Genomic DNA, 14,775 nt, shown 5'->3' on the forward strand with positions numbered 1-14,775 from the left:
GAGGTAATAAAGACATGAATATGAGCAATAAAGTAATAAAATGGGGCTTTATAGGTTGCGGTAACGTAACCGAACAAAAAAGCGGCCCGGCTTTTAAGAAGATTGAAGGTTCTGAAGTTGTTGCCGTCATGAGTCGTGATGGTGCCAAAGCGCAAGCTTATGCCGAGAAAAGAAACATTCCCAAATGGTATGATGATGCCTTGTCGCTGATAGAAGATCCGGATGTAAATGCCGTTTACATAGCCACCCCTCCTTCTTCACATGCTACCTATGCCATCATGGCTATGAAAGCCGGCAAACCGGTGTATGTTGAAAAGCCTATGGCAGTTACATACGAGGAGTGCACACGCATAAACCGCATCTCGCAAGAAACGGGCGTTCCTTGTTTTGTGGCCTACTACAGGCGCTACATGCCGTACTTCATGAAGGTTAAGGAGTTGGTGCAAAATCAGGTAATCGGTAATGTGATTAACATACAAATTCGTTTTGCCCAGCCTCCGTATGATTTAGATTATAACAAGAACAATTTACCTTGGCGCGTACAACCCGATATTTCGGGTGGCGGATATTTCTACGACTTAGCTCCTCACCAGCTCGATTTGCTTCAGGATATTTTTGGCTGTATACTCGAAGCCAACGGTTACAAAAGCAACCGTGGAGGGTTATACCCGGCAGAAGATACGCTGAGTGCCTGCTTCCAGTTTGATTCCGGTCTCGTAGGTTCCGGTTCGTGGTGTTTTGTGGCTCATGAGTCGGCCAAAGAAGACCGTATTGAGATCATAGGCGATAAAGGAATGATTTGTTTTTCTACTTTTACGTATGACCCCATTGCACTGCACACGGTTAACGGACGCGAAGAAATTGTGGTTCCCAACCCCGAGCATGTTCAGCAACCGCTTATTCAGGCAGTAGTCGACCATCTTTTAGGGAAATCAATCTGCACTTGCGATGGCGAAAGCGCCACCACAACAAACTGGGTGATGGATAAAATCCTCGGAAAATTATAAAAAGACAATAGCACAGCTACATTTCTTTTGATAGAAAGCACCTAATACAACGCTGCAATCTGCCTGTTAGCCTCCTTTTATTGGCTACACGCACATTGCAGCGTTTCTTTTTAAAAAAAGTAGTTTCCCATGTCACGTTTCGCCAACTCGTGCGTCTTATCTATATAAATGGAACTCAATCAGTTTAAAATAACCGTAGTACCGCTCAGGGGCAAGTTACTGAACTATGCACGCAAGCTGACCGACGACTCCTCAGACGCTGAGGATGTTGTGCAGGAGGTGATGTTGAAACTGTGGAACATACGGCAAAAACTGGAAGAGTACAATAGCATTGAAGCATTGGCTGTTCGCATTACCCACAACTTATGCATGGACATGTGGAGAAGCAAGAGAACAGATCAAATTTCACTGGATCAGGTGCCGGTAGTCAGTCAAACCGTGAATCCGGAACGAGTCTTAGAAGGCAATGATGAGATACGCCTGATGCGCGAAATCATAAGTTCATTACCCACTTTGCAGCAAACGATTATCCGGATGAAAGATATTGAAGAGTATGAGACAGAAGAAATTGCGCAAATTACCGGATGCAGTTCGGAATCTATTCGCAGCAATCTTTCCAGAGCCAGAAAAAAAGTGAGGGATATTTATCTGAAAATTAAAATGAGTGAAACATGAATATAGATAGTCTTATAAACAAGTATTTTGAAGGAGCGACAACCTCTGAAGAGGAACGTTACCTGAGACGTTTCTTCGCTGAAGAGCCGATTCCTGATCACTTGAAAGTTTATCGTCCCTTGTTTGCCTATTTTGAGCAGGAAATTGAGCAAAATAAGAACAATAAACCAACCACCCTTTCTGTTCGCAAAACCAAAAAGCATGGTTGGTATGTGGCAAGTGGCATAGCAGCAGGTCTGCTGCTGGCAATAACCATGGCAGGAATGTATAAGTATTACAGCAATAACACAGATTGCTATGTTATTATTGACGGGAAGAGATATACCGATGCTCAATTGGCAAAAGAAGAGGCACAAGCTGCTTTTCAGGATGTAGCAATTAGTGAGGACGAAGTTTTTGCCAGCTTATTTAATGAATAATGAAAATCTGATTATAAAGAAGTAGAATTATGAGTAAAGTCATTCGGTTACTATGTATAATAGCCTTACTGAGCTGCACATCGAGCATCTATGCCCAGCAAGGATTGCAGATTGCCTCTGTTTTCCAAAAATACGGAAAACAAAAAGGGGTAACAATGGTAGAGCTGTCTAACGAGATAGTTGAGTCTTATGAAATGACACTCTATAAAAGTATCACGTTCAAGAATGCAAGTGACGAACTGCCTTTCATTCTGCGTTGCCTCGAAGCCGATAAGAAAAAGGCTAAGAAAGTAAAAGAAGTTATTTCGGGAGGTGAAATTCAATCCGGATATTATCAACTGCCTCAACTAAAAGACGAGATCAACCGCTTCATCTTGTTTAAAACAAATGCCAAACAATCGGCAACGTTGATTTACATTGAAGGAGAGTTGGAAGCCGACGATCTGGTAACGATGTTGTTTATGAAGAAAAACTAATAATGATATAAAAAAACTATTATGAAGAAGCTCCTATTATTGTGCCTGTTATTGATACCGGTAGCAGGCATCGCACAAGAGAACACTGCCAAAGATACAACCCTTTATGTAAACGGCAGAAAGATTAGTATCAAAGAAGGGAATGGTAAGATTAAAGTAAAACTCTACGAACAATCAAGCCACGGTGACACCATTGAAAACGACCAAATATTCGAAGGGGTATACATGGATGGCCAGAGTACGGAAAGAAGATTTGAGTTGGCGGTGCCTTTTAGTAAATCAAAGAAATCGTACGGCCATTTTGATCCTCATTATGCCGGTTTATATATGGGTTATACCAATTTAGCCGACAACCTGAGTTTCAACAATGCCAACGGCATTGATTTGGTAAGTTCTAAATCATGGGAAATCGGATTAAACCTGTTTCAAGGCTCTTTCGTGTTAAGTGCCGACCGCCATTGGGGATTAACCACCGGGTTAGGATTTGGTTACACCTCTTTTCGAGTTGACGGAAACAAAGGATTCGAAAAAATAGGAAGTGCAACCGTGCTTGTTGCTCCTTCTCAAGGAATAGAATACAGTCAGAGCCGCTTGCGCTACAACCATTTCCGCATTCCGTTATTGCTTGAGTGGCAAAGCAAGTGTGGCAACAAAGGTCCGATATTTGCTTCACTCGGAGCTGAAGCCGAAATTCGTTGCTGGGTAAAATCAAAAGCTGAATATGACGGTCACGGACACACATTAGGCAAAGATCTGAATGTAAGACCCGTCGGACTTAATCTTTTAGCCCAGGTTGGTTTCGATGACATAGGCGCTTACCTTCGGTATTCTCCAATCAGTTTATTCGAAAAAGATAAAGGTCCCGATTGGAATCCGGTAAGTTTCGGACTGGTGTGGTATTGGTAACTACAGTTTTTTTTCGTACGTTTGCCGGTGAACAATAAAATGATGAATTAGCAAATGACGAAAGAAGAACTTATGAGGAAAGCCATTGAGCTTTCCAAAGAAAATATTGAAAATGGAGGCGGTCCTTTTGGTGCTGTGATAGCAAAAGACGGAGAGATTGTAGCAACGGGAGTTAACAGAGTAACCGCATCATGTGACCCCACCGCTCACGCTGAAGTAAGCGCCATACGCGCAGCCACCTCTCAATTAAACACATTTAATTTAAGCGGCTATGAAATATATACTTCCTGCGAACCTTGTCCCATGTGTTTGGGAGCTATATACTGGGCCCGTTTAGATAAAATGTATTACGCCAATAATAAAACAGATGCCAAAAACATAGGCTTTGATGATTCGTTCATTTATGACGAACTCGATTTAAAGCCATCCGAAAGGAAGCTCCCTTCTGAAGTTTTACTCAGAGATGAAGCAATCAAGGCATTCGAACGTTGGACTGATAAGGACGATAAAGTAGAATATTAACCGAACTGTTCATTCCGAAAAAGCACTGTTACCAAACTGAAATGAGTAAGTTGGTAACAGTGCTTTTTTATTTTCCCCAAAAAAACAGTTACTATTGAGTACAAAAGCAACCGATGACCTGTATGGGTTATAGAGACAATTAATACGCACCGGAATATGGAAAACAAATCCAAAGACAATCCCCTTTTTTCAGAAACGTCCTATCGCATACTGAAAAAGGCAGAACCCAGACTCAGTGCTGAAGAAAAGCGTGTGATGTGGGCAGACATCGAACGCAGAACTACAGGAAAGAAGCGATCTGTTGCTCACCTCAGGAATTGGTATGTAGCAGCATCTATTGCTCTTGTTTTGATAACAGTCTCCATTGTGGTATACCAGACTTCTTTCACAAACATCCCATACAACCGCCTGTCGGCTTTGGTTGACATTGACACCTTGAGAAATACCCGATTGTATTTCGGCGATCAGCAAATTGAATTGGGAGAACAAGTGGAAATTTACTGCCTCCCCTCAAGCAATCAGCTTGAAATAAAAACAGCCGGTAATTCTTCGTTTAAACTATCCGTTCCGCAGGATGAAGAAATGTACATGCAACTTGCTGTGCCCAAGAACAAACGTGCACAAATCGTATTGGCGGATAACTCGAAGATTATACTCAGAGAGCAATCCAAATTTATTTTTCCGTTCCATTTCAAGAAAGACAAACGAGAGGTAAAACTGGAAGGAGAAGCCTACATGCAAATTGCGCCAAATAAGCACAAACGCTTTATCACCCAAACAAACTATATGGATATTAGTGTATTGGGAACAGAGTTTCTGGTAGTTGCCTACCCCCACTCCGGCGAACAATCAGTCTTGCTGGTTAAGGGTTCCGTACAAGTAACTCCGGAACAAGGAGAATCGGTTATCATGGTACCCAATCAAAAATTTATATATAATAAAACAACCGCCTCTGCACATGTAGCCGAGAACGTAAATGTATTACCCGCCATTGCCTGGAAAGAAAACCTGCTGATAATGGATAGCCAGTCGCTTGCCGAAGTGCTGAAAACCATAGAATCACACTACGGCATAGTTTTTAGCTATAATTGGAAAGAAATGGAGAGTATACACATCAGCGGAAAATTAGATATCAGCGTATCGTTGAACGAAGTATTGGAAAATATCAGTCGCATTGCGCAGGTTACTATCACGAAAGAACAGAGAACAATTAAAATAACGAAAGAGAAACCTTAAAAAGATATGCCTATGACGTGAGCACACCAAAAACCAGAAGGGCCAAGAAATAGTGCGAATATTTCTCAGCCCCCGACTTTGATTCTAAATGTTTTTAATAACCAAAATCTATCAATAATGAACAAAAAACATTATTTCTGCAAGTATACAAAATTTATTTGTAACAGACTGATGATTGCAAGTTATATTTTGTTTTTCCTAAGTGCAAATGTGACCAATGCATATGCAACTTCCAATCCCGCCGAAGTAACAAAATCGGGTGATATAATTATCAAAGTGGCCAACAAGCCCATCAAAGAAGTGCTGACTTTAATAGAGCAGCAAAGCAAGTTCGTGTTTGTATACAATACGGAGAGTGTAAACCTCGATAAACCCGTTACGCTTAACATCACTTCGGGTTCCATCAACGAAATAATGACTCAATTGCTGAAAGGAAGTTCGTTGAGTTATGAAATTTCCGACAGACAGATTCTCATATTTCGGTCCAATCAGAAGGACAGCAAAACTTCCGCAAAGATGCTGTCGTCGGGAACGGTTCTCGACGAAAATGGTGAAGCCCTGATTGGTGTGAATGTGCAAATAAAAGGTGAAACTTCCGGAACAATAACCGATATTGACGGAAAATATTCGTTGAACGTACCGGCAGGCAAGAGCCTTGTATTCTCGTATGTAGGATACAAGAGACTTGAAATGAAAGCCCAATCACAAATGAAGGTCGAGATGCAAAGTGATGCCGAGTTGCTGAACGAAGTGGTGGTGGTAGGTTATGGTACCATGAAGAAAAGCGACCTGACCGGTTCTGTTTCGGGCGTAAAAGCTAAAGATTTTAATACCGGACTGGTCAGCTCACCCTCTCAACTTATTCAGGGACGTGTGGCTGGTGTTAACATCACAAACAACGGAGGTGAACCCGGTGGAGGCGTAACCATCCGCGTACGCGGTTCTAACTCAATCCGTTCCGGGCAGGACCCGCTGTATGTTGTTGACGGAGTGCCATTGGATGCATCAGACGATTTGCAACCATCGGGTGCAAGTACCACAGGTATCGGAAGTACTGGAAGCAAAAACCCGTTGAACTTTCTAAATCCGGACGATATTGAATCCATCGACATCCTGAAAGACGCATCTGCCACAGCTATTTACGGAGCCAGAGGTGCCAATGGAGTGATCATGATTACTACGAAGAAAGGTTCCGAAGGACAAGCAAAGGTATCCTATTCAGCCTATGCCAGTGTTTCTGAACTGCCCAATGAATACGAAGTTCTCTCGGCTGATCAGTATCGGGCATTTGCCAGTGAAAAAGGAATTACCATTGATGATGGTGGAGCAAACACCAACTGGCAGGATGAGATATTCCGCACAGCCTTATCGCACAATCATAACCTGGCAGTAAGCGGTGGAGGCAAGAAAGGAAACTATCGCGCTTCATTAAGCTTCCAGGATCAGGAAGGTATCATCAAGAAAAGCGGGATGAAGAAATACACCGGACGCTTTTATTTAAGTCAGAAAACATTCAACGACAAGTTGTTGTTTGAAGCCAGTCTGATGGCCACACGTACAAAAGATAAACGGGCTCCGCTCGGACAATCGGGTGGTTACGAAGGCGACTTGTTGCTCACCGCGCTGAAAGTTAATCCCACCTACCCAGTCTTCAACGAAGACGGAACTTACTATCAGAAGAGTCAGGATGTGCGAAACCCGGTTGCCATGATTGATCTGACCAATGATAATACGGAAACCGACCGAATCTTGGCCAATGTTACCGGTACGCTTGATATCTGGAAAGGGCTGAAGTATAAAATGAACGTGGCTTTTGACGAAACCAAAGCCAGCAGAAAAGTAACCCAGGATAAGCAGCTTATCTATATGAGCGACAAGGGTACGGCCAACATCAACAACGTTGAAGCAAGCAATTTCTTGATTGAGAATTATCTTACTTATGATTTCAAGGTAAAAGACATACATAAATTCAATTTATTGGCGGGTCACTCTTACCAGAAGTTCCGCAACTATTGGTACGGCTTCTCGGAAACAGGTTTTGACATCGATAACATTGACTACCTGTATGATTTATCTTTCGGAAAAAACACCGATATTACCGGAACCTCAAACATAACAGTCAACGAATTGCAATCTTTCTTCGGTCGTGTGAACTACAACCTGCTGGACAAATACCTGCTTACTGCAAATTTCCGTGTCGACGGTTCAACTAAGTTCGGAGAAAACAATAAATACGGTTTCTTCCCGTCGGCTGCCTTTGCATGGCGCATGAGTGAGGAACAATTTATCAAGAGCCTCAACGTATTTGATAACTTAAAGCTTCGTCTGAGCTGGGGTATAACCGGTAATCAGGAAATTCCCAATAAGATATCTCAAATCAAACTAGGTAGTACCGATGGTGCCGTGCTCGACGGAGGAACAACCGTTACTCAGGGAGTTACCCTAACCCGTACTCCAAACCCCGATTTGAAATGGGAACGTACCGAACAAATAAACATCGGTTTCGATTTCGCTATTTTGAAAAATCGTTTGAGTGGAACGTTCGACTTCTTCTCGAAAACAACCAAGGATGTGCTTTTACAAGTATATTCTATTTCTCCGGCACCCACCACACAAGTGTGGAGCAACGTGCCCGATATGAAAATTGTCAATAAAGGTTTTGAAGTTGGATTGAATGGAGTAATCATTGATACAAAAGACTGGCGTTGGAATGCAGGAGTCAATTTCTCAAGCATCACGAACAAAGTGAAAAACCTGCCCATGTCGTCCATCACCACAGGTAACCCCAGCGGTCCGGGCATTACCGGATTCTCTTCACAAATCATCAAGAGCGGATACCCTATTGGAACCTTCTGGGGATATAACTTCCTCGGATTCGACGAAAACGGCAAAAGCATCTATGAAAAAGATGCCGACGGCAAAGTGGTTGAGAAGTGTATAGGCAATGCGCAACCCGACTTCTCTCTGAACTTCAACACCTCCGTTGCCTGGAAGAATTTCGATGTCAGTCTCTACTTCAACAGTGTGGTAGGCAATGACATTTACAACAACCTGGCCAATGTGATTGACAACCTGAGTATGTTTTCCAAAGGAAGCAACACCACGGTGCACGCCACCCAAACCAATGAAGCGTTTAACAATGTGCTCGATTATTCAAGTCGTTACATTGAAGACGGTTCGTACCTGCGGTTAAGCAGCGCCACATTAGGATATACCGTTCCATTGAAAAACAAAAGATACATCAGCAACCTGCGTTTCACCCTTACCGGAAACAATTTGTTTGTCATCACCGGATATTCGGGTTATGACCCCGAAGTGAACTCCAACAGAACCAGCAACGGCGTTCCCGCGCTGGGCATCGGGTGGACCAACTATCCCATGGCGCGTAGCTATAGCTTAGGTGTATCAATTGACTTCTAACAAAAATATTACTGACATGAAAAAAATAGCAATTATACTATACACAGCCCTTACTCTTCTTAGCATTGCATCGTGTACCGATTTGAAAGAAGAAGTTTTAAATGAGCAAGACGAGTCAGAGACTATATCCGATACCAGTAATGCCGGCAGCATTGTTGCTCCTGCTTACGCTTACCTGCGTGATTTACAAAGCAGAAGCGGCGTTTGGCTCGTGCTGGAAAGTCTGACGGACGAAATGGTCTTTCCTACCCGCGGAACCGATTGGAACAATTCCAACTACCGTACGCTGTTCACGCATGAATACGACAGCAAAAATACGTATATCAAAAACACCTGGAACAGCTTTATGCTGGGAATCACCAAGTGCAACGTGGCTTTGCAGTATCTCACCAAACTGGAACAAACCGAAGAGGTAAAGAACTATGTGAATGAAACTCTTTTCATCAGAGCATTGTGCATGTACCACCTGATGGATTGTTTCGGCCATTTCCCCATGCGTGAATATACGGAGACCGACTATTCCAAACTACCTGTTATCTTGGAACGGGAACAAGCCTTGAGCCGCATCATCACGGAACTAGAAACCATCATTCCTCAGTTGAAAGAAAAGGGTGAGGTACCTTATGGCAGAATAACCAAAGCTGCGGCCCAATTGTTACTGGCTAAAGTGTATCTCAACTATCAGGTGTATACCGGCACAGCTCCTACTTTTGCCGACGGACAATCAAAGTGGACAGAAACTATTGATCTTTGTGATGACATCATCGGTTCGGGAAAGTATACCCTGTCTACCGATTTCTGGAAACTCTATCTGGCCGACAATCAGAAAGAATCTGATGCCACAGAAACCATTCTGCCTATTATCTTTAACAATGCCATCGGATTGAAAGGTATTCCCTGGTTGAATATCACCCTGCACTATAACCAAAAGTTTGGTAGCTTTACCAGCATGTGGAACGGTTGCTGTACCACTCCCACCTTCCTGGCTACATGGGACACCACCGACCCTCGTTATCAAGATAACCGGTTAAAAAGTCAAATTGGGTTTAACCTGGGCATACTCGTTGGTCAGCAATACTCCGCAAACGGCAGCGAACTGCTTACGCGCAGCGGAAGCAAACTCATCTTCACGCCCGAATTCAGTGTACAGAATTCAACCGAAGCCCAAGGCGCACGTGTAGTAAAATACGCGCCCGACCCCACTTCAACCTATGGCAGCAACAGTGAAAATGATTTTCAGTACTACCGCTTGGCAGATGTATATCTGATGAGAGCAGAAGCGAAGTTCCGTTCGGGAGATGTGGATGGTGCATTGACTGACATCAATGAACTGAGAAACAAACGCCACGTGAGCACCTACAAAAAAGAAGAGCTTACACTCGAGAAGATATACAATGAACGCGGATATGAGTTCTATTGGGACGGTCCGTCACGCCGCAACGACATGGTTCGTTTCAACCGTTACTGCGAAGCCCGTTATGAAAAGCCGGCGTCGGAACCATACAAAATTTTATTGCCCATACCTCTGAGCGCTCTCGAAGCCAATGAGCAGTTGAAACAAAACGACCAATATCAATAAGCTTATTTTTATAAGCTACCCTTATTAAGTAAAAAATCTCCGGCTACAAGAAGCTGCATCATGTGCCTGTCAATAGCTGACTGTGATGCAGCGGCTTGTAGCTTTTATCTTTCACTCACCAAACCCTAAAACAATGAAGAAGAGACTTTCTCCAACCATTCTTAGCATCTTGTTGTGTCTGTTCTCCGTACATAGAACCAATGCCCAAGACACACATTTTGTTTTGCCCGCATGGATAGAGCATGCCTCCTTTTACCAGATATATCCGCAAAGTTTTCAAGATAGTAACGGAGACGGTATAGGAGATATCCAAGGTATCATCAACCGTTTGGATTACATCCGGTCGATAGGCTGCAATACGGTATGGCTAAACCCCTGTTTTCATTCAGCTTTCATGGACGCAGGTTATGACGTTATTGATTTCTACAGAGTAGCTCCTCGTTACGGTACGAACGATGATTTGAGGACGCTTTTCAAAGAAGCTCACGAACGAGGAATGAAAGTTGTACTCGATTTGGTGGCAGGGCACAGTTCCGATCAATCGCCCTGGTTTACATATTCCCAACAAAAAGAAACGAATCCCTATTCCGACCGTTATATATGGACTAATGATTCCACCGTACGGCCCGACCGATTTGTTTCGGGTAAGTTTGAGCGCAACGGCACATACCGTAAAAACTATTTTGATTGCCAGCCGGCATTCAATTACGGATACGGAGAACCCAACCCCTCCCATCCGTGGGAAGAACCCGTTACCGCCCCCGGACCTACTGCCACCCGACAAGAACTGATACACATCATGGATTACTGGATGCAGATGGGTTGTGACGGTTTTCGGGTTGATTTGGCAGGATCGTTGGTCAAGAATGATCCTCATTTAGTAGGCACCACCTATTTGTGGCATGAAATACGCACCCATTTTCAAAGTCTGTACCCCGAAGGAATATTACTTGCCGAATGGAGCAACCCCCAAAAAGCTATTCAGGTAGGTTTTATGATGGATTTTATTATCTGCTTCGGTAACACCGGATACAGCCAGATGATGTTTAACGAAGTAGGTACCTACCGCAGAGATACGTGTTATTTCGATTTGAAAGGCGTTGGTAACCCCGATCCGTTTATCAGCTACCTCAACGATTGCATTCGGGTAATCGGTGACAAAGGACACATCTGCATCCCTACATCCAATCATGATTTTCAGCGTCCCAACAGCGGTAGACGAAACAGCATGGAACAGTTAAAAACAACTATGACCTTCTTCCTCACGTTGCCCGGCGTACCTCTTATCTATTATGGAGATGAAATCGGAATGAAGTACATAGACGGGTTGCCCAACAAAGAAGGAAGCCTCTTGTCAAAAGGAAACAGAGCCGGTTCACGCACCCCGATGCAATGGGATGCCAATGCCGGAGCCGGTTTCTCGACTGCATCGATCGAACATTTCTACCTGCCGGTTGACTCGTCAGCCAACCGTCCCAACGTAGCAAAACAAGAGAACGATCCACATTCACTTCTCAACTACACCCGCCGGCTATTAAAACTTCGCAAAGAATACCCCGCTTTGGCCTGTCGCAGCGAAATTAAGTTTTGGCAAGAAGGGAAGAACAACTACCCGTTGGTTTACGAAAGAAGAAAAGGAAACCAGCGCATATTGATCTGCATAAACCCATCGGGCAAAGAAATTAAAACCGTGAGAAGATACAATCGGTCGTTCAGCAAACTCACTCCAATTATCAATGAAAACAGCCACCAGGGGCAGATCGTAAAGTTGCGGGGCAAGAACCTTCACCTTCACGTTCAACCCCTATCAATCGGTATATATAAAATAGACTAAGCCATGAAAAGATACATCATTTATTTATTCGTCTTTCTTGCTGCGCACACCTCTGCACAAGATCCGTGGAGCATCAAAGTTAACCACATCGACCCACAAAACTATTACGGAGTTACCGTGGCCAACGGTATGCTGGGCATTGTGTCGTCACCCGAACCTTTACGCACCAGTCAGGTAGTATTGGCAGGCAGTTATGACAAATACGGCCGGGGAAGAGTTAGTAACTTCCTCAACGGCTACAACATGCTCAACGCAACCCTCAGCATAGACGGACAAACACTCCGGATGGAAAACATCAGTTCCTACACACAAGAGTTAGACATGAAAGAAGCCATTCACCGCTCCTCCTTTCGTTTCGGCAACAAGGCAGAAGTGACTTACTCCTTTCTGGCGCTGCGTCAACTCCCCTATTCAGCTTTGCTGGTAATAGAAATAACCCCACATGCCGATATTACCATCAGCGCAACCAACATACACGAAACCCCGGACGCATTTCGTGACGGACAAATGTATTACAACGAAATAAATCGCAAGCATGCTTCCGTTAAACTGATGTCGACCCAAGCCATGAGTCCCACAGGCAAACTGAAAATCTGTGCATCCTCATCGTTTCTGTTTCCCGAAAAGGCCGGCGAAGAACCCCGTGTTATTCACAGCACCCCCAACAACAACAGTCACTACATGAGATTTAGCAAAACGTTGAAGAACGGAGAGAAATATCGTTTTTGCGTGGTAGGGTCAACACTCACCAGCGCCCATCACCCCGATCCGATCAACGAAGCCGATCGACTCACCGTCTTCGCCAGTTTAGAAGGATGCGACCGTCTGCTTCAGATGCACAAACAACAATGGAGTGAATTGTGGAAGAGCGACATTGAAATAGAAGGCGATGCCCAATCACAACAAGACATCCGCAGCATGATTTATCACCTCTATTCCTTTGTACGCCAAGGCTCCGCCCTCTCCATCTCCCCCATGGGATTATCCGGTTTAGGATACAACGGACACATTTTTTGGGATGCAGACACCTGGATGCTCCCGGCTCTGTTGATGTTACAACCCAAACTGGCCGAATCGTTGATTGATTACCGTTACAACCGGTTGGAGACAGCCAAAAAGAACGCTTTTGAACACGGATACCAAGGCGCCATGTATCCATGGGAAAGCAGTGACAGCGGATTTGAAGAGACTCCCGTCTGGGCCCTGGCCGGCACCTTTGAGCATCACATTTCAGGCTGTGTGGCACTGGCAGCATGGAATTATTACCGTGTTACGCAAGACCCAAAGTGGTTGGCCGAAAAAGGATTCCCCATATTGGAGGCAACAGCCAACTTCTGGTTAAGTCGCGCTGAATACGAGGCCGACGGAAAAGCTCACATAAAGAATGTAGTAGCAGCCGATGAGTGGGCAGAGAATGTTGACGATGACGCCTTTACCAACGGCGTGGCTAAGGTTAACTTACAAGCCGCGGCACAAGCAGCGCGCATACTCAAACAAGCTGGAAATCCCGATTGGGAAACATTAGCATCCCGGCTCAGTTTCTATCAGTTCGCCGATGGAGTAACCAAAGAACATCGCACGTATAACGGAGAAAACATCAAGCAAGCAGATGTTAACCTGCTGCCCTATCCGTTAAACCTGATACGTGACCCGCAGCAGATCAAGAAAGATTTGGAATTCTATTCCGTGAGAGTGCCTGAGAAAAACACCCCTGCCATGACCCAAGCCATTTTTTCATTGCTCTATGCCCGTTTGGGCGAGGCCGATAAAGCCTGGCATTTCTTTCAAGATGCCTACTTACCTAATCTAAATCCTCCTTTCAGGGTGATTGCCGAGACAAAAGGAGGTGATAATCCCTATTTTGCAACAGGAGCAGGTGGCGTATTACAAAGTGTACTGATGGGGTTTGGCGGTCTGGAAATCACCGACAGCGGCGTAAAACAAATAAAACGCGGTACCCTCCCGTCTCATTGGAAGAAACTCACTCTGAAAGGTATCGGAGCAAAACGAGAGAAATTCCTAATTCAGAAGTAGAGACAGACTGTCGTAACTTAAGCATTGCCCGGTGCAGCAGGTTGCGTACCGACTGATAGTTCATGCCCAATAAATCAGGAATTTCACTGAGCGGCACTTCCTGAATGTAATACAGATAGACAGCCTCGCGTTGCCGGGGAGTAAGCTCCTTTAGTGCACGCGCCAGGCGTTGTCTGTCTTCCTCACTATATTCCTCCTCATCCGCTGTAGATTGCTGTGTGATGAGATCAATTTCAAAGCGCACATCCTCTTCATTGTCAATAGACAACATAATCCGGTTTGACATTTTATTCAGCAGTGTTCTTTTCATCGCCATAAACAGATACCCTTTCACGTAATCGGTTTCACTCAGGTTCGCTCTGTTTTGATACAACTTCACAAAAACATCCTGAATGGTGTCTTTTACCAGTTCGGCATCGGGAGTAATCTTTTTGCCGTAGGCATACATGGCATCGGAATACAGGTGAAACAAACGGGCAAAAGCCTCTCTGTCTCCGGCTAAAAAAGCTTGCCAAAGATCTCTATCAGAAGCGGATGATTCACGATTCAGGTTATTCATGCTTTTTTCTTAATGCAAACTGTTGCAACAATGCCCTTTGCAATTACAAAAATGGTTATTATTTTAATAACATCCAACTGCTGGTTTATATTCATGCAAAAAAACTCC

Annotated in this window: 12 protein-coding genes; 11 read left to right on the forward strand and 1 reads right to left on the reverse strand. The window is 44.2% G+C overall.

Annotated elements, in window-relative coordinates:
* Positions 1-20 precede the first annotated feature (20 nt).
* The 11 genes from ACKPCE_RS14335 (at position 21) to ACKPCE_RS14385 (ending at position 14,108) form a co-directional block, all read left to right on the forward strand.
* Positions 21-1,007: a Gfo/Idh/MocA family protein gene (locus tag ACKPCE_RS14335; RefSeq protein WP_319505681.1), complete on the forward strand. Its 987-nt coding sequence runs from the start codon at positions 21-23 to the stop codon at positions 1,005-1,007.
* Between the two features lie 168 nt (positions 1,008-1,175).
* A complete protein-coding gene (locus tag ACKPCE_RS14340) occupies positions 1,176-1,682 on the forward strand; it encodes a GFO_1088 family ECF-type sigma factor (protein WP_319505682.1) in 507 nt (168 codons plus the stop codon).
* Positions 1,679-2,101: a PG0215 family putative anti-sigma factor gene (locus tag ACKPCE_RS14345; RefSeq protein ID WP_319505683.1), complete on the forward strand. Its 423-nt coding sequence runs from the start codon at positions 1,679-1,681 to the stop codon at positions 2,099-2,101. Before ACKPCE_RS14340 ends, ACKPCE_RS14345 begins: the two co-directional genes overlap by 4 nt.
* A 29-nt stretch (positions 2,102-2,130) precedes the next feature.
* On the forward strand, positions 2,131-2,577 hold the full coding sequence (locus tag ACKPCE_RS14350) for a DUF6108 family protein (protein ID WP_024996727.1): 447 nt from the start codon (positions 2,131-2,133) through the stop codon (positions 2,575-2,577).
* 21 nt (positions 2,578-2,598) lie between these two features.
* Positions 2,599-3,483, forward strand: coding sequence for an outer membrane beta-barrel protein (locus ACKPCE_RS14355; RefSeq protein WP_319505684.1), 885 nt, complete (start codon positions 2,599-2,601; stop codon positions 3,481-3,483).
* Between the two features lie 54 nt (positions 3,484-3,537).
* Positions 3,538-4,005, forward strand: a complete 468-nt coding sequence (locus tag ACKPCE_RS14360; RefSeq protein ID WP_024996729.1) for a nucleoside deaminase — start codon at positions 3,538-3,540, stop codon at positions 4,003-4,005.
* A gap of 156 nt (positions 4,006-4,161) precedes the next feature.
* Positions 4,162-5,241 carry a FecR family protein gene (locus ACKPCE_RS14365; RefSeq protein ID WP_319505685.1) on the forward strand — a complete coding sequence of 360 codons (1,080 nt, stop codon included), beginning with the start codon at positions 4,162-4,164 and terminating at the stop codon, positions 5,239-5,241.
* Between the two features lie 117 nt (positions 5,242-5,358).
* A complete protein-coding gene (locus ACKPCE_RS14370) occupies positions 5,359-8,661 on the forward strand; it encodes a TonB-dependent receptor (protein WP_319505686.1) in 3,303 nt (1,100 codons plus the stop codon).
* Between the two features lie 16 nt (positions 8,662-8,677).
* Positions 8,678-10,240 (forward strand): RagB/SusD family nutrient uptake outer membrane protein, encoded by a 1,563-nt coding sequence (locus ACKPCE_RS14375; RefSeq protein WP_319505687.1) that lies wholly within the window; start codon positions 8,678-8,680, stop codon positions 10,238-10,240.
* Positions 10,241-10,373: 133 nt separating this feature from the next.
* Positions 10,374-12,074, forward strand: coding sequence for an alpha-amylase family glycosyl hydrolase (locus ACKPCE_RS14380; protein WP_319505688.1), 1,701 nt, complete (start codon positions 10,374-10,376; stop codon positions 12,072-12,074).
* Between the two features lie 3 nt (positions 12,075-12,077).
* On the forward strand, positions 12,078-14,108 hold the full coding sequence (locus tag ACKPCE_RS14385; RefSeq protein WP_319505689.1) for a kojibiose hydrolase: 2,031 nt from the start codon (positions 12,078-12,080) through the stop codon (positions 14,106-14,108).
* Here ACKPCE_RS14385 and ACKPCE_RS14390 read toward each other — a convergent pair.
* Positions 14,056-14,667: an RNA polymerase sigma factor gene (locus ACKPCE_RS14390; RefSeq protein ID WP_027318012.1), complete on the reverse strand. Its 612-nt coding sequence runs from the start codon at positions 14,665-14,667 to the stop codon at positions 14,056-14,058. The two genes, ACKPCE_RS14385 and ACKPCE_RS14390, sit on opposite strands and share 53 nt — an antisense overlap.
* Positions 14,668-14,775: the final 108 nt, after the last annotated feature.

It is taken from the genome of Bacteroides graminisolvens, assembly GCF_963666085.1.
Lineage (GTDB): Bacteria > Bacteroidota > Bacteroidia > Bacteroidales > Bacteroidaceae > Bacteroides > Bacteroides graminisolvens.

Coding starts and splice junctions, on each gene's coding strand:
- ACKPCE_RS14335 (WP_319505681.1), top strand. CDS start 21: ATGAGCAATAAAGTAATAAAATGGGGCTTTATAGGTTGCGGTAACGTA.
- ACKPCE_RS14340 (WP_319505682.1), top strand. CDS start 1,176: ATGGAACTCAATCAGTTTAAAATAACCGTAGTACCGCTCAGGGGCAAG.
- ACKPCE_RS14345 (WP_319505683.1), top strand. CDS start 1,679: ATGAATATAGATAGTCTTATAAACAAGTATTTTGAAGGAGCGACAACC.
- ACKPCE_RS14350 (WP_024996727.1), top strand. CDS start 2,131: ATGAGTAAAGTCATTCGGTTACTATGTATAATAGCCTTACTGAGCTGC.
- ACKPCE_RS14355 (WP_319505684.1), top strand. CDS start 2,599: ATGAAGAAGCTCCTATTATTGTGCCTGTTATTGATACCGGTAGCAGGC.
- ACKPCE_RS14360 (WP_024996729.1), top strand. CDS start 3,538: ATGACGAAAGAAGAACTTATGAGGAAAGCCATTGAGCTTTCCAAAGAA.
- ACKPCE_RS14365 (WP_319505685.1), top strand. CDS start 4,162: ATGGAAAACAAATCCAAAGACAATCCCCTTTTTTCAGAAACGTCCTAT.
- ACKPCE_RS14370 (WP_319505686.1), top strand. CDS start 5,359: ATGAACAAAAAACATTATTTCTGCAAGTATACAAAATTTATTTGTAAC.
- ACKPCE_RS14375 (WP_319505687.1), top strand. CDS start 8,678: ATGAAAAAAATAGCAATTATACTATACACAGCCCTTACTCTTCTTAGC.
- ACKPCE_RS14380 (WP_319505688.1), top strand. CDS start 10,374: ATGAAGAAGAGACTTTCTCCAACCATTCTTAGCATCTTGTTGTGTCTG.
- ACKPCE_RS14385 (WP_319505689.1), top strand. CDS start 12,078: ATGAAAAGATACATCATTTATTTATTCGTCTTTCTTGCTGCGCACACC.
- ACKPCE_RS14390 (WP_027318012.1), bottom strand. CDS start 14,667: ATGAATAACCTGAATCGTGAATCATCCGCTTCTGATAGAGATCTTTGG.